Origin of the sequence: Pseudarthrobacter chlorophenolicus A6, assembly GCF_000022025.1 — a bacterium.
Lineage (GTDB): Bacteria > Actinomycetota > Actinomycetes > Actinomycetales > Micrococcaceae > Arthrobacter > Arthrobacter chlorophenolicus.
Genome location: NC_011886.1, coordinates 991,023 through 1,012,654, shown reverse-complemented (window position 1 = coordinate 1,012,654; position 21,632 = coordinate 991,023). Strand labels below are relative to the sequence as shown.

Genomic DNA, 21,632 nt, shown 5'->3' with positions numbered 1-21,632 from the left:
CACTCAGCCTATTTAACGGCCTTTTTGGGCAGCGCAGCAGCGCCTCCGCCATGGTTATCCGTCTAGGCCTGAGGGCACGGAGGACCCCCAGACCCGGACAATGCCTCGCCGGGTACTACCGGACGAAGCGCAGGGTCACCAGCTGGAACGGCCGGAGCTGCAGTTCCGCACCACCCTCAGCCACAGACACGCCGGGAGCCTCGGCGGGCCGCTCAAGCAGGTCGGTCACCACAACGTCACGCACGGGGAAATTCGCCGTGATGCGCCCGGCAGTGCGCTGCCCCAGTGACTCATACAGGCGGACCACGACGTCGCCCGAGCCGTCTTCGGCAAGTTTGACCGCTTCAACAACCAGGCCCGGCGTGCCTACCGAAACCAACGGCTCAACCGGCGCGGCTCCCGTAACCACCCGGGGCGCAAGGTTGGTCCTGTACCCCTCCTCCACCGCGGCGCCAATATCCGCACCGGGCCGGACGGTAACTGTCAGCTCGTGCCGGCCGCGGTCAGCCCCAGGGTCCGGGAACTTCGGCGCCCGCAACAGTGAGAGGCGCACCGTGGTGGTGGTGCCGCCGTCGGCCGCCCTGATGTTCCTGGCGACGTCGTGGCCGTAGGTGGACGAGTTGGAAACGGCGACGCCGTAGCCAGGCTCCCCCACGTGGATCCAGCGGTGCGCGCAGATCTCAAACTTCGCGGCCTCCCAGGACGTGTTGGTGTGGGTGGGCCGGAAAACATGGCCAAACTGGGTTTCAGACGCCGACCGGTCGGCGCGGACATCAAGGGCAAACCCGAGCTTGAGCAGTTTCTCCCGTTCCTGCCAGTCCACCGATGTGGTGATGGCCAGGGACGGGCTGCCCGGCGCCAGGGTGATGCGCTGGGTGATGGGAGACGTTCCGGCCAGGCGCTCCACCACAACGGTGGCGCCACAGGGACCCTCCTCCAGCCGGACCGATTCCGCGCCGGTCAAGGCAGTGACATTGCGCCGGTAGAACTCATCGATGTCCCAGGCGTCCCACTCGTTGGGGGTGTCCCTGTGCAGCTCCAGCAGGTTGCCGCGTTGTCCCGGTGCTATGGCTTCCCGGCCGGAGGCATGGTCCTTCAGGGACGACAGCAGGCCGTCCGCGTCCAGGACCGCCCGGATCACGCCGTTGTCCAGGACGTATCCGCCGTCCTGGTTGCTGGTCCGGACCGGTCCGCCCTGCCCTGCCGGTTCGGCGGCGGCCAGCGCCGGGACTCCGTTCCGGGCGTGCGGGGCGGCGTTGAGCAGGAATGTCCGGTCCCCTGTTCCCAGCGCTGCCGCGGCGGCTTGGCCGATGATGCCTTCCAGTGCCGCCTCGATGGCCTGGTAGTTGCGCTCGGCGTCCAGGTGTACCCAGGCAATGGAGCTGCCCGGCAGGATGTCATGGAACTGCTGCAGCAGGACCAGCTGCCAAAGCCGCTTCAGCTCAGCTGCCGGGTACTCGAAGCGGCCGTCCGTGCGGACGGCGGCAGTGGCACACCACAGTTCAGCTTCCCGGAGCAGGTGCTCGCTGCGCCGGTTGCCCTTCTTTGTGCGCGCCTGGCTGGTGTAGGTACCACGGTGCAACTCGAGGTACATCTCGCCCACCCACACCGGCAGGGCGTCGTACTCCTCTTCGGCCTGCCGGAAGAAGCTCTCAGCGGATCCGATCCGAACCTTCGGTGAGCCTTCCAGATCTGCGGTACGGGCGGCGGCGCTGAGCATCTCCCGGGTAGGTCCGCCGCCGCCGTCGCCATAGCCGAACGGCACCAGGGACACGGTGCCCCGGCCGTGATCCCTGTAGTTGCGTTCCGCATGCGCCAGCTCGCGGCCGCTGAGCTCGGCGTTGTAGGTGTCCACCGGGGGGAAGTGCGTAAACAGCCGGGTACCGTCGATGCCCTCCCAGTTGAAGGTATGGTGCGGCATCCGGTTGGTCTGGTTCCAGGAGATCTTCTGGGTCAGGAACCAGCGGCTTCCCGCGGACTTCACGATTTGCGGCAAGGCGGCGGAATAGCCGAATGAGTCCGGCAGCCAGGCCTCCCTGCACTCGACGCCAAATTCGGACAGGAAGAACGATTTGCCCTCAATGAACTGCCGCGCCATTGCCTCGCCGCCGGGCATGTTCGTGTCAGACTCCACCCACATGCCGCCGACCGGAACGAACTGCCCGGCGCGGACTTTCTCCCGGATCCTGCTGAACAGGTCCGGATAGGACTCCTTGATCCAGGAGAGCTGCTGGGCGGAGGAACACGAAAAGATGAAGTCCGGGTTCTCGTCCATCAGGGCCACCACGTTGGAGAAGGTCCTGGCGCACTTTCGGACGGTTTCGCGTACGGGCCATAGCCAGGCCGAGTCAATGTGCGCGTGGCCGGTGGCCACCAGCTGGTGGGCGGAAGCGTAGGCGGGCTGCGCCTGCACCCCGGCCAAGGCTTCCCGGCCGGCCGCCGCGGTCCCGGCAACATCGTCCGGGTCCATGACATCCATCATCCGTTCCAAGGCCCGGAGGATTTCGTGCCGCCGCGGAAGTTCCAGGGGCAGCTGTTCCATCAGCCCCGACAACGTCCAGATGTCCTGCTGCAGTTCCCAGACGGTCTGGTTGAGTTCGGCGATGGCAATGGTCCCCAGCCGGTAATGCGGGGCCGTTCCGGCAGTGGACTTGTCACCGTAGGGAGTTGCCGCGAAGGTCCAGTCCTGGGCGAGGTCCGGGTTGGCCGCTGCCTCCACGTAGAAGTCCACCGCCATGCCGGTGCCCAGGAGCTTCAGGGGGATGTACCGGTTACGGGGCGAGACGGCTTTGATGATGGTGCCGTCCGGCCGCCAGGCAATACCCTCGCATTGGAAACCGGGCGTCTGGACCGTGAATCCGAGGTCCACCACCACTTCGACCGTGGTGTCCGGTCCGGCGCCCCACGACTCGGGCACGTCACCCTGCAGCCGGAGCCATTTGGTGCTCCACGGTTTGCCCCATGCCGTCCCGTGCTCGAGGGGCTGGAACTGCTGCCGCATCGCCTCGAGGGCGGGTACCGGTTCGTCCGGGACGTCCCAGCTGCTCAGGGTCAGGGGCACGGTCCGGGAGTAGACAGCAGGGTCGATGCGCTCACGCACAAACCTGGTGAGTCGGACTTCCGTGATCCTGCGGTCGTCATGCAATGTGGGCCCTCTTTAGCACTTGAAAAATTGGATCTTCGTGTCCATTCGATGGACAAATCTACCCGCTGGTAGCCCTCGAACCAACCCCCTGCGGCAGGATCCGAAGGGGGTTGCTGGAGCGTCAGGCGGGCGCGGAGGCAACTGCCGGGCTGCTGATCCTGGCTGCCCCCGCGTAGACATTGAGGCTGGTTCCCCGGCTGAAACCGGCAAGCGTCAGGCCGCTGGCTTCGGCGAGTTCCACGGCCAGGCTCGACGGAGCGCTGACGGCAGCCAACACGGGGATCCCCGCCTGCGCCGCCTTCTGGACCAGCTCGAATGATGCCCGGCCTGACACCTGGAGGACGGTGCCGCGCAGGGGCAGGAGTCCCTCGCGCAGGGCCCAGCCCACCACCTTGTCCACCGCATTGTGCCGCCCCACGTCCTCGCGAAGGCACAGCAGCTGCACGCCGCCGTCGTCCTCAATCCGGAAAAGCCCGGCAGCATGCACCCCGCCGGTATCGTCGAAAAGGCGCTGCGACTTCCGGAGCAGGGCGGGCAGGGAGGCCAGCACGTGTGCGTCGAGCGTGAGGGGGTCCGTTGCGGGGCTGTGGTGCGAGGACTTCTGAACGGCCTCAATGGAGTCCGTTCCGCAAATGCCGCAGGAGCTGGACGTGTAGACGTTCCTTCCAGTCTCCGGAAGTGGGACGTCAGGACGCAGCTGGGCCTCCACCACGTTGAACGTCTGGACACCGTTCTCGTCCTCGCCGGCGCAGAAACGCAGGGATACCAGCTGGTCCGGGGTCCAGATCACGCCCTCGGACACCAGGAAGCCGGCTACAAGATCGAAATCGTCGCCGGGGGTCCGCATGGTGACCGAGTAAGAGAGGCTGCCCAGCCGGATTTCCAGCGGTTCCTCCACTGCCAGGACATCCTCGCGGTAGCGCACGGGAAACTCCAGCGCCTTCGGCGAGCCGTCCAGGACATACTTATGCACCTTGCGGCGCTGCGTCACCCGTCCCATGGACCGTCCTGCCTGTTCATGTCTCCATCATCGCACTGCAGGGCACCTGCCCGGCCAGTCCCGGTTCAGCCGAGCAGGGCGCTCCAGTCCACTGGCCCCGCGGGGCCGGGCTTCGCCGCCGTCCGGGACGTCCTGCTGCTGCGCGGTTTGGCCTTGGCCGGATCCGCCGGGGCTGGAATGGGCGGGCCCCACGGCAGCGCGAAGGCCGGTACTTGCTCCCCCAACTGCACGCCGTGCGGCGGCACCACCATGACGCCGTCGGCCGCGGCAAGTCCCCGCATCATGCCTGGGCCGGCGTGCTGGGCCGGCGACGCCATCCCGTACACAAGCCGGAACGGCATGAGGCGCGTGCGGCCCGGATCCGGGTCTATGAGGGTGCCGGAGGGCACCTCCTGCACCTCCGGCAAGGTTCCGTGCCCCAGCGCGGCCAGCAAGGGTGCGCCCACTGTAAAAAGCGCCATCATGGCGGCCAGCGGATTGCCGGGCAGGCCCAGGACGAACCGGCCATCGGGGAGTTCGGCCAGCACCACCGGGTGCCCGGGCCGCATGGCCACCCCATCAACCACCAGGCGGCCGCCCAGCTCGGCAACCGCGCGGCGGAGATGATCCGTGCCGGAGCGGCCCGTTCCCCCGGTGGTGATGACGACGTCGGCCGGGAGCCCGGGTGCGCCAGGGCCGTCCGGGACCACGTCCTCCAGCGCAGCGAGCCATTCATCGTAGGAGTCGCCGATGCGCTGCTGGCCGCCCGGGATACCGCCGAGCATGCCGACGACGGCCGGCAGCTGATGACCGAACGTATCCCTGACCCGCCCCGGGGCGGGCAGGCCGTGCACCACCACTTCCGACCCGGTCAGCAGCAGGCGTACAAGGGGTTTGCCTTGGACCTGCAGCTCGTCATATCCGGCCAGCGCGGCGAGTGCCAGGTGCGCCGGGTTCAGGGTCACCCCGGCCGCAACAAGGACGTCCCCTTCGAGTGCTTCCTCGCCTGCTTTGCGCACGTGCTGTCCGTTGCGCGGTTCGCCGGGGCGGGCGGTTCCGCCGGTTTCAAGGACGGGAAGCCCGTCTTCGTCCTCGGCGAGGACGGCGCTTTCACTGCGCAGGATCCCCTTGCCGCCGGGCGGGATGAGTCCGCCGGTAACGATGGGGCTGGCCTGGTGCGGGGCCAGCCGGGCCCCGGCTTCCACGGGGATCCATGGCCCGGACCCGTTGACTGCCCAGCCGTCCATGGCCGAGGATGCGTAGTGCGGCATGTCCTGGAGCGCAACGATGTCCTGCTCCAACCTGCGGCCCTGGGCCTGGTCCAGTGGCACAGGCCCGGGCGGGATCGGTGTGGCGGCGTCAAAGGCGGCCTGACGTGCTTCCGCCCAGGTGTGGGCCAGGTGATGGTGGCCGTGGCCCTGTTCCTCACCCGTTCCAGGCTGACGTTCGTCCGGTTGTCCCTGCGGTTGTGCCTGCAGTTCCTCTAGCGGGTGTCCGGGGCTGTCTTGGTGCCCGTGTTCACCGCTGTTTCCTTGCCCTGCGTACGATGCTGCGTCCCGCCCGGGTGCTTCTGTCATTCGCCGGGAGCCCCGGCGGCTTCAGCGTCGTAGTCGGCGGCCAGCGTGCGGGCGACAGCGAGGGCCTTTTCCATGGCCGCGGCATCTGTCGAGCTACCGGAGTTCGTGGCCAGGCCCGCGGCGAATCCGGCGATGAAGGTGGTCAGCGGAGCGGCGGGACGGACCACGGAATGCGCCGCCACACCCGCAAGGGAAAGGATGGCATTGATGTCCACCTGGACATCCTCAAGCTCGTAGGCTTGGAGCAGCGACCTGCACCACTCCTCCAGTGTTTCGTCCTGGCTCTTCACCACTTGCCTCCCAAGTTAACTGCGGCCATTCCCGGCCCCGTCCACGTCCTCCACGTCCGGGGTGCCGGCGGCAATCCCCAGTGCGGCGGCGTCGTCCCACGTGTCCACATCTGCCGTGTAGGCGGCCGGAACGGCGACAAGCTGCACGTCCAGACTAGCAAGGAGTGAACGGACCGATCCGTCAATCAACCGGCCGCCGGCAGCCATTTCTAGGGCCGACCTTTTTAGCATGTCCGTGCTATATATTCCGGCCAGCGGCTGCATCCTCCCGGTGCCGTTGCCCTCGCCGGTACAGGCCACGTACGACCCCCCACGCTGCCCCGCGGACAACTCCTGCAGGAGAATACGCACGGCCCCCGAAACCAGCGGCATATCACAGGCCAGGACAAGGGTGTGCGGAGCAGCGGAACCCGCCCGGTCCAGGACATCCAGGCCCGCGGCTATCGCCGCCGCGGGGCCGGCGAACTCCGGCTCTTCGCGGCAGGTGAGCACTCCGGGAGGCAAGGGGCCCGGATCCGGGCCCACAACAACGGTGGTACGGGCACCTTCGGCGGCCGCCAGGGATCGGGCAAGAAGGGTGGCTCCGCGAAACAGCAATCCCTGTTTCGGGACGCCGCCCAGCCGGGAGGATCGTCCTCCCGCCAGGATGAGGGCATCAAAGGCCGGCACGTCGTCTTGCATGGTGCAAGCGTAGCCAGTGCCGGGCGCCATCAAGACACACCGGGCACCAGGCAGGCCAGCCGGTCCGCCGGTCAGCGCAGCTCAGGCGGCCCGCTCCGGCAGGAGGAACGGGTCCCACGCCGGCGTGGGCTTCTCCAATTCCTTGATCTGCCAGATGGTGCCGTGCGGCTGCGCCGGCTCGAACCGCAGCTTCCAGCCCATTTCAGCGGGCGTGTGGTCCCCTTTGACGTTGTTGCAGCGCAGGCAGGCAGCTACCAGGTTCTCCCAGGAGTCCACCCCTCCCCGCGACTTGGGGTGCACATGGTCGATTGTGTGCGCCGCTTTTCCGCAGTACGCACACTTGTGCCCATCACGCCTCAGGACGCCGCGCCGGCTCACGGCAGTGGCATGGTTGTATTTCGGTCGGATGTAGCGGTTGAGGAGAATCACGGAGGGGCGGCCCAGGATTTCCTGCGGACCCACCACGGGATCATCGCCCTCGGCTACCACGCTTGCCTTGCCCGTGAGCACAAGCACCAGCGCCCGGCGGAAAGTAATAACCGCCAGCGGTTCATATCCAGCATTCAGAACGAGAGTGCGCATGCACGTACCTCTTCACGGCCGCACCCGTCAGGGGCACGAGGGCCGGCTGCCCTCGGCATGTCCGGGCTATGGATCGACACCACAAGAGTAAACAAAGAAATGCAGGATCAGCTAATCACGGCACACACTGCCGTCAGGGATCGGACCCGTAAGCACAGCCCAGGAACGGCAAAGGACCCCTGCCACGTGGGGCAGGGGTCCTTTGACTCCGAAGGGCGGCCGTACCGGCCGGGCCTGTCGGGGGTGGATCAGTTGACGCGGATGAAGACCGGTCCGGAACCGACATTGGCGCTGAAGACAACGGTCTGGTTGCCGTTGTAGCCGCCGTGCACAGCCTGGCCGTTGCCGGCGTAAACAGCGATGTGGGCCATGCCTGCGCCGCCGTCCGCGTAGTAGATCAGGTCGCCGGGCTGGGCCTCGGCAGCGCTGACCGTGCGGCCCAGGGAGAGGTAGCCGGCGGGCCAGTCGTGGAAGTTGATGCCCACGGCAGCCAGCGAGTTGGTGACGAGCATCGTGCAGTCCTGGTTGACGCCGAGCTGGGCGTACGCAGCGGAAAGAATCGCTGCGCCCTTGCCGCTGGCAGATGCCTGGGGAGCCGATGCGGGCTGGGCCGTGACAGTAGCGGTGACCTTCGGCGTTGCAGCGGTCTGGGTTGCGGCCGGCTGGGCGGCCGGAGCCGGAGCGGCTTCCTGGACCTCAACCTCGGGCTCCGCCTCCACCACCGGGGCCGGGCTGGTGCTGACGGCCGGCTTCTCGAAGGAGATGTTGATAGTGGAAGCCGCGGAGATCGGGGCATCCACAGCTGATCCAACTTCAAAAGCGGATGCGGGAGCGGAGTCGCGCTGGACGTTGGTGTCAGCTGCATTTGCGGCGATGCCGCTGGTCAGGACCAGGCCCGAGGCTGCGGCAATAACCGCTGCCTGGCGCCCAACGCCGCCGGCGTTGCCGCCGACAGCCTTGGCGATGATGGCGATGGAGTTGGTCTTGGTGACTTCGGCGCGATGCCGTGCGGTAGCACGAGTCGTCATCAGTTCTCTCTTTCGTTGTCCCCGGGCCTGTAGGCAACACGGGGGTTTGGACGCGCCGGCATCTTGGGGGTACGTCGGCGCGTCCCGAACGGGGATGTGTGATTTAGCGAAAAACGGGGGCAAAGAAAAAGTTCCTGGGGCCTGGGGCCCCGGGAACTAGTTCATGGTGTAGAACGAGGAGCTTCCGGTAGCGGCAACCGCGTGAAGAAGGGTGCCCTGGGAGGGGTTGAGCGCGCTGATCATCATGCCGTTGCCGACGTAGATGCCAACGTGCGCTCCGCCGTTCTGCATGACGAGGTCGCCAGGCTGAGGGGTGGAGGTGGGCTTCATGGCGTTCCAGGCATTGACGCGCGGGATGCTGATGCCGGCCTGGGCGTAAACCCACTGGGTGAATCCTGAGCAGTCCCAGCCGTTGGGGCTGGTGCCGCCCCACACGTACGGGTGGCCGATGCCGGTGTACGCAATAGCTGCAATACCCGAGGTGGCGGCGGAGGAAACAGTTTCCGCCAGCTTCTCGGAGGCAGCTTCGGTCGAGCCGGCCGCAGCGGTGACGGCGTTGCCGGCATCCCGTGCTGCTGACGCGGTGGACTGCGTGCGTACCGGCTCCGGCTTCGGAGCGGCGGTGGTCTTGACCACCGGGCGCTCGAAGGAAACGGTGGCGGTCGGTGCCGCGGTGACGGCGAGGGCGGTCTGGGCCGAACCCGACTCGGTGGATGCCGAGACGCCGGCGGTGGTGTCCGCGACGGCGGGAAGGCCCATACCAAGGACGAGGCCGGAAGCAGCTGCAACTACTGCAGCCTGGCGACCCACTGTCCCGGCATTGGCACTAACAGCCTTGGACACGGCGCCCAAAGGGTTGGTACGAACCGTTTGCGCACGGTGGCGCGCAGCATTATGGCGTGAAGACACGAAGGTAGCCTCTCCCAATGCCTGCGAGGTGAGCTGTCGGATTCGGATGGGAGTCACCCGGCCACACGGCTTCCAAGGAAGCTTTCGTGACTTAACCCCAAGGCCTTCGAAACATGAAGGCCAAAATTGGTTCCCCCGCCCCTGCCAGACGATGAAATGCGAACGGACCTTGAGCGGTGGCAGAGTTAGGCAATCCACTCAAGAGCGTCAACTTCGGAAAAGTTGACGCGAGTTAGACGGTACAGCAGTTTTGTTTGAATGTCACATTCAGGTCACGGCGGGTCACGGCCATTCGAGAGTCCACCATCATTTGACTAGAGCCAACCGGTGGGGTCAACGACCTCGCCGTTGACCTGCACTTCAAAGTGGAGGTGGCATCCCGTGGAGGCGCCCGTGGTCCCGCTAAGGGCTATGACATCGCCCCGGGAGACGGTTTGGCCCTCGGTCACGTTGAACGACGACAGGTGGTTGTAGGTGGTCTCCAGGCCGTTGCCGTGGTCCACCACCACCCTGTTGCCGCCGCCGTACTGGTGCCAGCCCACAAAGGTCACGGTTCCGGTGGCGGCAGCCATCACGGAGGTACCGCACTGGGCAACGTAGTCCTGCCCGCGGTGGAAGTCGCCGGTGCCGCCGGTGATGGGGCTGACACGGTAGCCGAACGGCGATGCGGTGGCCATGGTGGCCAGCGGGGCCCCCAGGGTACCGGCGGATGCAGCGCGGGAGACCGATCCTGCGGACTGGGCGCTGAGCAGCTGCTTGAGCTTGCCGTCAGGGTCCGCCTGGGTCACGACGGCGGAGCGGCTGAAGTCGATCTGGGCGCCTGCTTCCGCCGAAATAGCGGGCTGCGGCGTCACCGACGAGGCGGCAACTGCACCGGTTCCGCTGGCGTCAGTCGCCATGACGGGACTGGTAACGGGGACGGTCACGGTGAGCACCAGGCCGGTGGCGGCAAGGGCGATGCCGGCCTTTTGGCCGATGCCGCTGGCCGAGGCGAATTCCGTTATCTGGCGGAATGGACCCCGACGGCGGCGCGCATCACGGTGGAGATCGCGGGGTCGCGGAGCCTCAGCAGCCTGGATGGCTTCGACAGCACGCGGCGTCGCAGCGGGGCCCGCCGCGCGGCGGCGGCCCCGGGGGGTCTGCATGGTCAAGAAGGGTTCCTCTCTGGATAGCCTGCGAAGTTAGCTGTCGGATTCGGGTCAGAGAGTGCACAGACCCGGTCCGCCGTAAGCAAGCTGCGGCACAGAGAATTTCCCGGAAGGTTCCTTCACTGGAAGAGGCTTGCTGCTGACGGACTTCACCCCAAGGCAGTCCCCCGCTGCCAGTTGTGGTTCCCCCGCCTCTGCCAGTTATGACTTGATGCTCCCGATCCGCTGGCAGAGCTCGGCTCCAGATCAGGTAACGCTTAAGTATCAACGCTTTCGTTCAACTATAGGGGCTTAAGTCCCTTAGTAACAATTCCGTTATTTTTGCGTGATCCAGCTCCCACGGGGTAGAAGCGGGGCCTTTACGGTGTCAGCTGACGGCGACGAATACGTGGGCCGCCACTTCCGGAGGCAGTTCCAGGGCGCCTTCGATGCCCGGAACACGGACCGAAATGTAGTCCCCCACCCGCTCCAGCGAAACCGCCGCTCCGGGGCGGATGCCGCCCTCGTCGAGCTGTGACAGGAGTTCGGGTTCCACCTGGATGGGTTCGGCCAACCGGCTGATGGTCACGGCAGAGGCGAGTCCATAGGTCTTCATGGCCTCGAGGAGGCTGACTGCGCCGTCGGCCAACGACTGCTCCGGGTGCCCGCCCAGGGCGGCCAGTCCGGGAATCGGGTTTCCGTAGGGCGATTCGGTGGGGTGGTCGAGCAGTTCGTAGATCCGGCGCTCAACGCGTTCGCTCATCACATGCTCCCAGCGGCACGCTTCGTCGTGGACGTAGGCCCAGTCCAGGCCGATGACGTCGGCCAAGAGCCGTTCGGCAAGGCGATGCTTGCGCATCACCTCCGTGGCACGCTTGCGGCCCACCTCGGTGAGCTCCAGGTGGCGGTCGCCGGACACCACTACCAGGCCGTCACGCTCCATCCGGCCGATGGTCTGGGACACGGTGGGGCCCGAGTGGCGCAACCGCTCGGCAATACGGGCCCTCAGGGCAACAATGTTTTCTTCCTCCAGCTCCAGGATGGTCCGAAGGTACATCTCCGTAGTGTCGATCAGATCCGTCATCCAGCTCAGCTCCTCGAGCGCAAATACCCTGCGTTGTTCCGCGTTGTCCTGCACAGTCCGCCGCCATGCGGCGCGACATAGTCCGGAGGCAAGCTTAGCCTATTTTGACTTTGTCCGAATAGTTGCCTGCGCCATGTTTCAGTGTCTCAATGGTTGGACTTTGACGGCTCCGGCTCCCGCGCCTACGCCTGTTCAGGCAGAATGGGGAAGGCCTGTAGTGCAGTCACTGCCGACTGCCGGGCGGCGTTACCCGCCCGACCGGCAAAGCCACCTCCCCGCCGACATTGGAGCACCCGTGAGCGAAACCAGCATCACTATTCCCGCCGACCTCCTGCCCCGGGACGGACGGTTCGGAGCCGGGCCATCCAAGGTCAGGCAGGAACAGATCGATGCCCTCGCTGCGGCGTCGAAGACCATCCTGGGCACGTCCCACCGGCAGGCCCCCGTCAAGAACCTCGTGGGGTCGGTCCGCGAGGGCCTCAGCCAGTTCTTCCGCGCGCCCGAGGGCTACGAGGTTGTGCTCGGCGTTGGCGGTTCCACCGCATTCTGGGATGTTGCCTCCTTCGGCCTCGTGGAGAAGAAGGCACAGCACCTGTCCTTCGGTGAGTTCGGGTCGAAGTTCGCGGCCGCCACCAACAAGGCACCTTTCCTGGATGCGTCCTCCATCATCAAGTCGGAACCGGGCACCCGCCCGGCGGCCCGGGCCGAGGCCGGCGTCGACGTATACGCCTGGCCGCAGAACGAAACCTCCACCGGCGTCTCCGCTCCGGTGAAGCGTGTTGCGGATGCCGATGAGGGCGCACTGGTCCTGGTTGATGCAACCTCGGCCGCCGGCGGCCTGGACGTGGATGTTGCCCAGAGCGACGTCTACTACTTCGCCCCGCAGAAGAACTTCGCCTCCGACGGCGGCCTGTGGCTTGGCCTTTTCTCCCCCGCCGCGGTGGAACGCGCAGCACGGATCAAAGCCAGTGGCCGCTGGATTCCTGATTTCCTGGACCTGCAGACCGCCATCGACAACTCGAAGCTGAACCAGACCTACAACACTCCGTCGCTGTCCACGCTGGTAACGCTGGACGCGCAGGTGCAGTGGCTGAACTCCAACGGCGGCCTGGACTTCGCAGCGGGACGCACCGCCGACTCCGCCGGCCGGATCTACACCTGGGCCGAGGCATCTGATTACGCGACGCCGTTCGTCATCAACCCGGACGAGCGCTCGAACGTCATTGCCACCATCGACTTTGATGACTCTGTGGATGCCGCCGCGGTGGCCAAGGTCCTGCGCGCCAACGGCATCGTTGACACGGAGCCCTACCGCAAGCTGGGCCGCAACCAGCTCCGTATCGCCACCTTCGTTGCCATCGACCCTGAGGACGTTTCGGCCCTGCTGGCCAGCATCGACTACGTGGTGGGCGAGCTGCGCAAGTAGCCTCCGCCGTCGGCAAGGACCCGGCGACTGAACAGACGACGGCGCCGCCCGGGTTTACCCCGGACGGCGCCGTTTGCTGTTGGTTGGGTCACGCGGCCCTACTCAGGGGCTGGCTGGCCTTCTCCGTCATCTGCCCGGCCGGCGTCCGAAGACCCGCCCTGCTGGGCAGGCCCTGCTTCTTCCGGCTCCTGTTCCGATACCGGAGCTTCAGGTTCTTCGGCAGTCTGGGTGTCGGGGGCGGTGCGCTCCTGCTCGCGTTCCTCGTCCCGGGCGTCCTCGGGCCGTACCCGCTCAGCCCACGGCACCCATTCCGGGGCCAGGATCGAGTCTTCCGAGGGCAGCAGGCCTAGTTCGTTGACCGTCACCACCTTGGACCGGGAGTTCCGGGTGAGGACGGCGTACCACTGCCAGCCCGAGTAGCCCGGCAGCCTGGATTCGAAGAGGTGCGTCACCAGGCGGTCACCTTCGCTCTTGGCAGCCAGGTGTGGACCGATGTCCGGCGCGGAGGTGATTCCCTCGAGTGCGGTCCTGGCTACGTCGACGGCGGCGGCCAGGAATGCGTCCGGCTTCCCTGTCCGCCACACCGGGACACCGGCCTTGCGTTGGGGAGCCGCCTTCACGGCCGCGGCAGGCCGGGCGACGGTGGCGCGCCCGGAAGAAGCTGCCTGGGGCACCACGGCTGTCTCCTGTTCCGAGGCCTGCATTCCTGCGTCGGGCTGTTCAGCTTCCGGATTCATTGCTGCCTAAACGTCCAGCTCGTCGGCAACCTTACGCAGGGCGGCGGCAATGGCCTTGCCCTTGTTGCCGTCCGGGTACTTGCCGTTGGACAGGGTGCCCGAGAGATTGTCGAGGACGGTCACCAGGTCCTGGACCAGGGGCGCAAGGTCGCGGGCGCTGGGCCGTTTGGCCTTGGCGATGGAGGGTGTCTTGTCGAGGACGCGCAGGCCCAGGGCCTGGGCACCCTTGCGGCCGTCGGCCACGCCGAACTCCACGCGGGTGCCGGCCTTGAGTTCCGTTACGCCCTCGGGCAGCGACGATTTGGGCAGGAAGACCTCCTGGCCGTCCTCGCCCGCGAGGAACCCGAAGCCTTTGTCCTTGTCATACCACTTGACCTTGCCGGTAGGCATTGAATCAACCTTCTTCGTTCTGCTGTTGTGAGACACGGCCGGCCGCCACCGCATCCGCATTGGTTGTGCGGGTTTAAGGTATGGCAGCTACGTACCGTGTTGGTCTGTATCCTTCAAGGTTATCCTGCCCTGCGCCCTAATCCCGCTTCATGCCGCCCTGGACACCGGGGTTCACGCGCGCTGCCGGCGGGGCGGTAGCGTTACGTCCATGACACCCTTGCGCTACCGGCGGCCCATCATGATCGCCGCCGCCGCCATTGCCGTGCTCTCGCTCGCTGCTGTGGCGGCGGTCATGGCCTTTGCCTTTGCCGGGTCAGTTGCTCCCCCATGGGTTACCTACACGGCGCTGTACGGCCTGCCCGCGGCATTCGTGCTGATGCTCTTCCTGGTGCTCGACAGCGTTGCCGGGCGGCGCCGGGCAGGAAAACCTGACCAGCGGTAACGTTGGACTGATGTCCCTCATTCGCGCGCTCAGCAAGGACCTGGCGGCCCGCAGCGACGACTCGCTGCGGGAGCTGTTCGCCGCGCGGCCGGACCTGCTCTCCCCCGCCGTGCCGGATTTTCCTGCCCTGGCGGCGCGGGCCAGCTCGCGGGTCAGCGTCCAGCGCGCCCTGGAGCGGCTCAACAGGCCACAGATGCAGGTCCTGGAAACCCTCCACCTGTGCACCAACACTGATACCGGGCACAGCGCCAGCGCACCTGTGCTGCGCAAGTTGATTTCAGGCTCCTCGGTGCCCGTCCTGGAACGGATCCTGGACCGCCTTCAGGAACTTGCCCTGGTGCACCGGGCCGATCCACCACACGGCACCCCTGCCGGCAACCGCCAGCACTTCTACCTCCCCGTAGGCTGCCTCAAGGACGTAGTGGGCATCTATCCCGCGGGACTGGGCCGCAGCTACACGGAACTTGTCCGGCTCCAGCCGGCGTTCGCCCAACGGGCGGTGCAGCTTGTGTCCGAACTGCACCGGAGCGGCGTTGAGATCCAGGATGCCACCACCCCGATGGAAGCGGCACTGGCCCTGCAGCACTGGACGTCCTCGCCGGAAGCCGTGCAGGACATCATCGCCCAAGCCCCGGAGCGGACGACGGCGTTGCTCGCCAGGTTCCGGAACTGGGCCATGGGTGCCGTCCCCCAGGCGCAACGCAAGGCGTCCGTCGTCACCGAGGGCGCCGACGTCGGGCCCATCGACTGGCTGCTGGCCCGGGGGCTGCTGGTTCCACTGGATGCCGCCCACGTGGAACTGCCCCACAGCGTGGGGCTGTCCCTGCGGGGCGGCGCCATCATCAACGACTTCACCCTGACGCCGCCGGTGCCTGAGCTCGGCACCACCACCGCGGCCCTCCGGCGGAATGCTGCCCTGAGTGCCATTTCGGACACCCTCCGGCTGGTGGGTGAACTGCTGCACGCCGTCCAGCGCCAGCCCCTGGCCACGCTGCGAAGCGGTGGCGTCGGGGTCCGTGAGACGCGGCGGCTCGGTGACCTGCTGCGGATCAGCCAGCCGCAGGTGGGACTCCTGCTGGAACTCTGCGGCCTTGCCGGGCTGATCCGCCTGGACGTCGACTCGTCGTCCTGGGTGCAGCCACCGCAGCTTGAGTGGCTGGCGCTGCCCCGGCAGGAGCAATGGCAGTGGCTGGTCAATGCCTGGCTGTCCAGTGAACGCGTTCCGTCGCTGGTTGGCCAGCCTGCCAACGGAACCTCTGGAGTTCCGGCTGCGCACCGGTCGGGTGCCGGCGGGGCCATCGTCCCGCTCTCTGCGGAAGCGCAGCGGCCTGACGCCCCCGTCGTCCGCAAACGCATCCTGGAAATACTGTTGGAGCTGACCGCTGAAGCGGCTGCCAGCGACGGCGCCGCTCCGGTACTGGACGCCGCGGCGGTCCTCCAGCGCGCCGAGTGGGCGCAGCCCCGGATGGCCCGGCGCTTCAGCTCCTTGATCCGCGGCGTCCTCGCCGAGGCCGAGATGCTCGGCCTGGTGGGCTCCGGGGCCCTGACCCAGCTGGGAGCCGCCTTCGCCGGTGACAACCCCGACGAGGCAATGACACTCCTGGGCCAGCACCTGCCGGCTGCCCTGAACCATGTACTGCTCCAGGCTGACCTGACAGCGGTGGCACCTGGTTACCTGGCCCCCGACCTGGCTGAAAAGCTCCTGGCCATGGCCGACGCCGAAGGCCAGGGACCAGCCACGATCTATCGGTTCTCCGAGGCATCCGTCCGGCGCGCACTGGACGCCGGACATGACGCCCTCGGCCTGCTGCAGTTCCTGCGCGACCACTCCGCCACCGCGGTGCCGCAGCCGCTGGAGTACCTCATACAGGACACCGCCACCCGCCATGGGCAGCTTCGGGTGGGGACCGCCGCAAGCTTCATCCAGAGCGATGACGAAGAAGCGTTGCAGGAGCTCCTCTCCGGGCCGCGGGCAACCGCGCTCGGCCTGGCCCGGCTCGCTCCCACCGTCCTGACGTCATCTTTGCCGCCTCGCGAAACAGTGCAGATCCTGCGCGGCCTCGGCCTCTCGCCGTCAGTGGATGGCGTGGAGGACTCCGCAGTCCGGCTCCGGCGCGGACAGGTCCCGCAGGAGAGCCCACGTCCTGTATATACCGCGCCCCGCCTTGCACCGGCCGCTGACGATGTTGACGCCCAGCTTGCGGTGCTGCGCCAGGAAGACGGCTCACCCGGACGCCACGGCGCGGCCGGGCATGAGGCGGAAGCGGCAACCCAGCTGGGGCTGGAGGCGCTTCAGCGCGCCATCCGGCTCAAGCAACGGATCAGCATGAACGTGGTGGACAGCTTGGGGAATGCCACCTTGGAAACCGTTGTTCCGCTGTCAGTAAGCGGCGGACGCGTCCGTGTCTTTGACCCCGCAAAGGACACTGAACGGGTCCTGTCCATCCACCGGATCATCGATATCGAGGCTGCAGAGGAACTGCACCAGTAAAGGACTGTCCTGCGTGAACGACGGACCCCTGATTGTCCAGAGTGACAAAACCATCCTGCTCGAAGTGGATCACGAGCTCGCCACCGAGGCCCGGCATGCCATCGCGCCGTTCGCGGAGCTGGAGCGGGCACCCGAGCACATGCACAGTTACCGGCTCACGCCGCTGGGGCTGTGGAATGCCCGCGCCGCCGGGCTGGACGCCGAGAGGGTCCTGGATACGCTGCTGAAGTATTCACGCTTTCCCGTACCGCATTCGCTCCTCATTGATATCGAGGAGACCATGTCGCGGTACGGGCGGCTGCGCCTGGAGAAGGATCCCCAGCACGGCCTGGTGATGCGCACCGACGACTACCCGGTGCTGGAGGAAGTTATCCGGGCCAAGAAGATCCAGCCACTCCTGGGGCCGCGGATCGACGGCGAGACAGTGGTGGTCCACGCCTCGCAGCGGGGCCAGCTGAAGCAGCTCCTGCTGAAGATCGGCTGGCCGGCTGAGGACCTTGCCGGGTACGTTGACGGCACGCCGCACCTCATAGCGCTGAACGAGGACGGCTGGCAGCTGCGTCCCTACCAGCGGCTGGCCAGCGAGAACTTCTGGTCCGGCGGCAGTGGTGTGGTGGTGCTCCCGTGCGGTGCCGGCAAGACGCTCGTGGGAGCCGCGGCCATGGCCACGGGATCCACCACCACGCTGATCCTGGTCACCAACACCGTGGCCGCACGGCAGTGGAAGGACGAGCTGCTGAAGCGCACGTCCCTGACCGAGGAAGAAATCGGCGAATACTCCGGTGCGCTGAAGGAAGTGCGCCCCGTGACCATTGCCACCTACCAGGTGCTGACCACCAAACGCGGTGGCCTGTACCCGCACCTGGAACTGGTGGACGGCCACGACTGGGGCCTGATCATCTATGACGAGGTGCACCTCTTGCCGGCTCCGATCTTCCGGATGACCGCAGACCTCCAGGCGCGCCGCCGCCTGGGCCTGACCGCCACACTGGTCCGTGAGGACGGGCGTGAAGGGGAGGTCTTCAGCCTGATCGGGCCCAAACGCTACGATGCGCCGTGGAAGGACATCGAGTCCCAGGGCTACATCGCACCGGCGGACTGCGTTGAGGTGCGGGTGGACCTGCCAAAGGACGAACGGGTTGCCTACGCCATGGCCGACGACGCGGACAAATACCGGCTGTGTTCCACGTCCGAGTCCAAATCCGTGGTGGTGGAACAGCTGGTTGCAAGGCACGCCGGCGAGCAGCTATTGGTGATTGGCCAGTACATCGACCAGCTCGATGACCTCGGCGAGCGCCTCCAGGCCCCGGTCATCAAGGGGGACACCTCGGTCAAGGTGCGGCAGCGGCTCTTTGACGCCTTCCGTGCCGGGGAGATCCAGACGCTGGTGGTGTCCAAGGTGGCAAACTTTTCCATCGACCTGCCGGAGGCATCGGTGGCCATCCAGGTGTCCGGTTCATTCGGTTCCCGCCAAGAGGAGGCGCAGCGGCTCGGCAGGCTGCTGCGGCCCAAGAAGGACGGGCGGGCAGCCCGCTTCTATTCGCTGGTGGCCCGTGACACCCTGGACCAGGAATTCGCCGCCAAGCGGCAACGGTTCCTGGCCGAGCAGGGGTACGCCTACCGGATCATGGACGCCAAGGACGTGGACGCCGGGGAGTAACCGGTCGCCTGCACTCCGCTAGGTAACCCCTTCGTTGCTGTCCCGCTCCAAGGTGCCGGTCCGAGGATCGAGCTGCGGGCGTTCATAGGCGAATTCGCCGCCGCTGCGGCCACCGAAGGGGCGGCCGTGGTCGGCGAATTCCTCCCGGAAGAACGCCAGGCACCATTGCCCCATCTGGATCCGCGCTCCGGTCCGGAGTACTGACGCTCCGGACCTGGCTACACTCCCACTGACGGGGCCGTGCGGCACCAGGACGTACTCGTCCTGGTCGTCGTGCCGGATCTCGGCGTGCAGTTCTTCAAGGCCTTCCAGCACGAGGCCGGATTCCGGGCTGCTGCCGATGGTCGTCACATCGTCCGTAAGTGCCACTTCCCGGGGAACCTGGCCGGTCCAGCTGTCTGCGTCCTGGACGAAGATCAGCCGCGGACGGCCTCCGCCCCGCGCGTAATGGGTGGTGGTGATGCGGCGCACCACTTTCCGCTGCACGGTGGGGAACAGGGGCATGGGGGTGACGGGCGGAAGCAATGCCATGCCTCCCCGGGGCCGCCGCTTGCCCTGCCGGACCAGCGGCAGCAGGGACCCCAGTTTGCCCAGCTTGATGTGGGGCGACCGGGTCACCAACCGCTGCGTGGCCGGACTGTCCACTGCGCCCAGGCTGACGACATTTCCATCCGGTCCGGCCACGGTGACGCTCAACCCCTTGCGGGCCAGGAAGTCGGCCAGCGGCTTGATCGCCTCCACCGAAGGCATGCCGCCACCGGCCAACGGGGCCAGGCCGTCCAGCGATACAGTGACCTCTGTCCCGGCGGCCTGGGCCCGTCCCGTGGTGACCGCCCCGGACTCGTCCGTGAAGGTGAAGTCCAGATCGATGTCCAAGCGGTTCTCCGGCATGACGTCAGCCGCGGTTCGCGTCCGACCCGGCGGCATCCCGGTCGCTGGTGGTCACCCGCAGGGATCCGTTGAGCTTCCACGTGGCGCGTGGAGCGTCGGGGCCGATATCCCGTGGAACCTCCACGGTCATGTCAATAAACTGGTAGTTGATCGCGGCTCCCTTGCCGGTGAGATATGACCACATCTCCTCGGCAAGGTCCGCCCAATCCCGGATGGTGCGTTCGCCCGCAGGTGCGTTTTCGGTGGCGTTCAGATCAGTCATGTTGGTCTATCCCCTTCGATGGCCAGGAACTAACAGGTACTAACGGTGGAAGGGGCCACCGGCAGCAATGAAAACAGCACGCGGTGGTCCGTTATACAGCTGGTGCCGGCGATACGCCCGGCAAGCATCACTGTATTCCCGCTTCGGTGGCCGGGGAAGATGCGCGACGCCGAACGTTCTTACCGTGTTTTGGGTTCCCGGGTGCTAAACCGGGCCCCCGGACTCACACTGGACATATGAGTCAACGCATCGTGCCGGCTGTCCCCGGCCCCGGGCAGGAGTCCGTGTGGGACTATCCGCGCCCACCAAGGGTAGAACCAAGCTCCGAACTGATCAGGATCTATTTGGGCGGGGATCTGATTGCCGAGACCACGGAATCGCTGAGGGTCCTTGAAACCAGCCATCCACCGGTCTACTACCTTCCACGTGCTGCGTTCCTTGCCGGCGCATTGGACCCCGCCCAGGGAGGCACCTGGTGCGAGTTCAAGGGACAGGCCCAGTACTTCACCGTTCGCGGCGGCGGCAGGTCGGCAGAGCGGGCCGCCTGGTCCTACCCGCAACCCCTTCCCGGCTATGCGGAACTGGCGGGCCGGGTGGCAGTCTATGCGGGGCCAATGGACCGGTGCGAGGTGGACGGCGAAGTTGCCCGCCCCCAAGCGGGAGGTTTTTACGGCGGCTGGGTTACGGACCGGGTCGTGGGGCCGTTCAAGGGTGAGCCCGGCACGCTGGGATGGTGAGCCTGGCGCAAGGGGCACGTGGGCCTACATTCCCAGCGTGTCCAACCGTCCCAGGATGAACCGGACCATGTCCAGCCGCCCTGCCACCACGTCCTCCAGCCCAGGGCGCGGCTCCGCCAGTTGGTCCAGCGGCAGTGCCTGCAGCCCCGTGAACACGGCCATGGCCGCAGCATGTCCGCGGGCGACTGCTGAAGCATCGGGTTCGGTTCCAGCCTCGGCCATCCCGCTGCAGTAGGCGTCCACGCACAGCGGTGCCAACCGGGTGAGGTCGCTGCCTGGCATGTCGCCGTCGTTCACCCGTCCGGCCAGCAACTGCGCCAGGTCGAAGCCCGCAGGCCCCCGGCCGAAGTTTCCCCAGTCAATGAGGACGAACGCGCGGTCCCCGCCGGCGGAGGCTCCGGCCAGCAGGTTCTGTGGGCTGGCATCGCCGTGCATGGGGAACTGCGGCAGGGCCACGAGCACGTCCACCAGGTCCCGGGCCCTCCCCGCCAGGCTGCGCAGTCCGCTGATGACCTCAGGGTCCGCTGCGCCCGCCACCACCGGGTGCCGCCACACGTCGTCGCCCATAATCGCCGGGATAAACAGCTGCGTTCCGACGCCCTCGAGGAAGAACTCCAGTCGCCGCGACGTCGTGGCATCCGGGACGGCCGTTACGCACGCATCCGCGGCCGGGCTTCCCGCAAGGCTGCCCAGGACAAAGGCAGCCTCCGCAAAGTGCTGGTCGCTCCACCCCTGGGCGCCGCCGTCGTCCGCGTCCTCCATCCAGATGAGGATCCGCTGCGCATCCAGCTCGGTGATCCGGAAAGCCACGGGCATCCGGGCGTTGGAGGGCAATGCTGCGCTGACCCCGGCGGCGTACGCCTGCGCCTCGGTGCGCCACGGATAGCGCGCCGCCAACAGCTCCCGAAACTCCGGCGGGACAGCCTGGATACCCGGCCACAACAGTGGCGACTGGGTGAGCTTGGCGATGACCCTGAAGGGGACAGGTTCCGCTTCGTTGCCCGGTTCGGCCTGCTGCGCCGTTCCCAGGATCCGCCAGAGCCCGCCCGTGGTCATGTTGGCACCGGGCGGGATGATGCTTTCGGCCGTGGCCCGGGTGACCTCCATGCCGTGCCGGCCCAGGGCAGCGTCCACCACTGCCGGCAGGTCCTGGCGAAGCAGGCTGGGGAGGGGCAGATCCGGCGCGTCGGTCAC

General features: G+C 66.9%; 20 protein-coding genes and 2 riboswitches. Of the genes, 5 read left to right on the top strand and 15 right to left on the bottom strand.

The genetic code is table 11. The annotated features are described in order from the left end of the window. Positions 1-115 precede the first annotated feature (115 nt). From ACHL_RS04645 to ACHL_RS04600, 10 genes are all read right to left on the bottom strand, one after another. Positions 116-3,145, bottom strand: a complete 3,030-nt coding sequence (locus ACHL_RS04645; RefSeq protein WP_015936138.1) for an alpha-mannosidase — start codon at positions 3,143-3,145, stop codon at positions 116-118. Between the two features lie 121 nt (positions 3,146-3,266). Beyond that, the gene (gene fdhD, locus ACHL_RS04640) at positions 3,267-4,145 is read right to left on the bottom strand and encodes a formate dehydrogenase accessory sulfurtransferase FdhD (RefSeq protein WP_015936137.1); all 879 of its coding nucleotides are present in this window, start codon (positions 4,143-4,145) and stop codon (positions 3,267-3,269) included. A gap of 65 nt (positions 4,146-4,210) precedes the next feature. Next, positions 4,211-5,701, bottom strand: a complete 1,491-nt coding sequence (locus ACHL_RS04635; protein WP_015936136.1) for a molybdopterin molybdotransferase MoeA — start codon at positions 5,699-5,701, stop codon at positions 4,211-4,213. Further along, complete coding sequence (locus ACHL_RS24435; protein ID WP_015936135.1) at positions 5,698-5,991, bottom strand: DUF6457 domain-containing protein; 294 nt, start codon at positions 5,989-5,991, stop codon at positions 5,698-5,700. Before ACHL_RS24435 ends, ACHL_RS04635 begins: the two co-directional genes overlap by 4 nt. Before the next feature lie 15 nt (positions 5,992-6,006). Continuing rightward, positions 6,007-6,672 carry a molybdenum cofactor guanylyltransferase gene (gene mobA / locus ACHL_RS04625; protein WP_043793772.1) on the bottom strand — a complete coding sequence of 222 codons (666 nt, stop codon included), beginning with the start codon at positions 6,670-6,672 and terminating at the stop codon, positions 6,007-6,009. Positions 6,673-6,753: 81 nt separating this feature from the next. Beyond that, the gene (locus ACHL_RS04620) at positions 6,754-7,254 is read right to left on the bottom strand and encodes an HNH endonuclease (RefSeq protein WP_015936133.1); all 501 of its coding nucleotides are present in this window, start codon (positions 7,252-7,254) and stop codon (positions 6,754-6,756) included. A gap of 248 nt (positions 7,255-7,502) precedes the next feature. Next, entirely contained in the window at positions 7,503-8,282 is a 780-nt protein-coding gene (locus ACHL_RS04615) for an NlpC/P60 family protein (protein ID WP_015936132.1), read from the bottom strand. Positions 8,283-8,438: 156 nt separating this feature from the next. Continuing rightward, positions 8,439-9,125: a C40 family peptidase gene (locus ACHL_RS04610; protein ID WP_043794463.1), complete on the bottom strand. Its 687-nt coding sequence runs from the start codon at positions 9,123-9,125 to the stop codon at positions 8,439-8,441. 70 nt (positions 9,126-9,195) lie between these two features. After that, positions 9,196-9,377, bottom strand: a riboswitch (cyclic di-AMP (ydaO/yuaA leader). Positions 9,378-9,505: 128 nt separating this feature from the next. Beyond that, positions 9,506-10,336 (bottom strand): M23 family metallopeptidase, encoded by an 831-nt coding sequence (locus ACHL_RS04605; RefSeq protein WP_015936130.1) that lies wholly within the window; start codon positions 10,334-10,336, stop codon positions 9,506-9,508. 10 nt (positions 10,337-10,346) lie between these two features. After that, positions 10,347-10,558: riboswitch (cyclic di-AMP (ydaO/yuaA leader) on the bottom strand. Between the two features lie 148 nt (positions 10,559-10,706). Continuing rightward, a complete protein-coding gene (locus ACHL_RS04600; protein ID WP_015936129.1) occupies positions 10,707-11,402 on the bottom strand; it encodes a metal-dependent transcriptional regulator in 696 nt (231 codons plus the stop codon). A 295-nt stretch (positions 11,403-11,697) separates the two neighbouring features. Between ACHL_RS04600 and serC the strand changes: the two genes are divergently transcribed. Continuing rightward, positions 11,698-12,828: a phosphoserine transaminase gene (gene serC / locus ACHL_RS04595; protein WP_015936128.1), complete on the top strand. Its 1,131-nt coding sequence runs from the start codon at positions 11,698-11,700 to the stop codon at positions 12,826-12,828. A 98-nt stretch (positions 12,829-12,926) separates the two neighbouring features. On the opposite strand, the gene ACHL_RS04590 is transcribed toward serC, so the two are convergent. Then, a complete protein-coding gene (locus ACHL_RS04590; protein WP_015936127.1) occupies positions 12,927-13,565 on the bottom strand; it encodes a DUF3027 domain-containing protein in 639 nt (212 codons plus the stop codon). A 6-nt stretch (positions 13,566-13,571) separates the two neighbouring features. After that, positions 13,572-13,955, bottom strand: a complete 384-nt coding sequence (locus ACHL_RS04585; RefSeq protein ID WP_015936126.1) for a cold-shock protein — start codon at positions 13,953-13,955, stop codon at positions 13,572-13,574. Between the two features lie 208 nt (positions 13,956-14,163). On the opposite strand from ACHL_RS04585, the gene ACHL_RS04580 reads away from it, so the two are divergent. The 3 genes from ACHL_RS04580 to ACHL_RS04570 are packed head-to-tail and all read left to right on the top strand — an operon-like array spanning position 14,164 to position 18,548. Next, complete coding sequence (locus ACHL_RS04580) at positions 14,164-14,397, top strand: hypothetical protein (RefSeq protein ID WP_015936125.1); 234 nt, start codon at positions 14,164-14,166, stop codon at positions 14,395-14,397. 10 nt (positions 14,398-14,407) lie between these two features. After that, positions 14,408-16,888, top strand: a complete 2,481-nt coding sequence (locus tag ACHL_RS04575; protein ID WP_015936124.1) for a helicase-associated domain-containing protein — start codon at positions 14,408-14,410, stop codon at positions 16,886-16,888. Positions 16,889-16,901: 13 nt separating this feature from the next. After that, entirely contained in the window at positions 16,902-18,548 is a 1,647-nt protein-coding gene (locus ACHL_RS04570) for a DNA repair helicase XPB (RefSeq protein WP_015936123.1), read from the top strand. An 18-nt stretch (positions 18,549-18,566) separates the two neighbouring features. Here ACHL_RS04570 and ACHL_RS04565 read toward each other — a convergent pair whose 3' ends face one another. Next, positions 18,567-19,424: an FHA domain-containing protein gene (locus ACHL_RS04565; protein WP_244266517.1), complete on the bottom strand. Its 858-nt coding sequence runs from the start codon at positions 19,422-19,424 to the stop codon at positions 18,567-18,569. Between the two features lie 19 nt (positions 19,425-19,443). Next, positions 19,444-19,701 carry a hypothetical protein gene (locus ACHL_RS04560; RefSeq protein ID WP_015936121.1) on the bottom strand — a complete coding sequence of 86 codons (258 nt, stop codon included), beginning with the start codon at positions 19,699-19,701 and terminating at the stop codon, positions 19,444-19,446. A 236-nt stretch (positions 19,702-19,937) separates the two neighbouring features. Here ACHL_RS04560 and ACHL_RS04555 point away from each other — a divergent pair, with 236 nt between their 5' ends. Beyond that, positions 19,938-20,438, top strand: coding sequence for a DUF427 domain-containing protein (locus ACHL_RS04555; RefSeq protein ID WP_015936120.1), 501 nt, complete (start codon positions 19,938-19,940; stop codon positions 20,436-20,438). 24 nt (positions 20,439-20,462) lie between these two features. On the opposite strand, the gene ACHL_RS04550 is transcribed toward ACHL_RS04555, so the two are convergent. Further along, the gene (locus ACHL_RS04550; protein WP_015936119.1) at positions 20,463-21,632 is read right to left on the bottom strand and encodes a phosphotransferase; all 1,170 of its coding nucleotides are present in this window, start codon (positions 21,630-21,632) and stop codon (positions 20,463-20,465) included.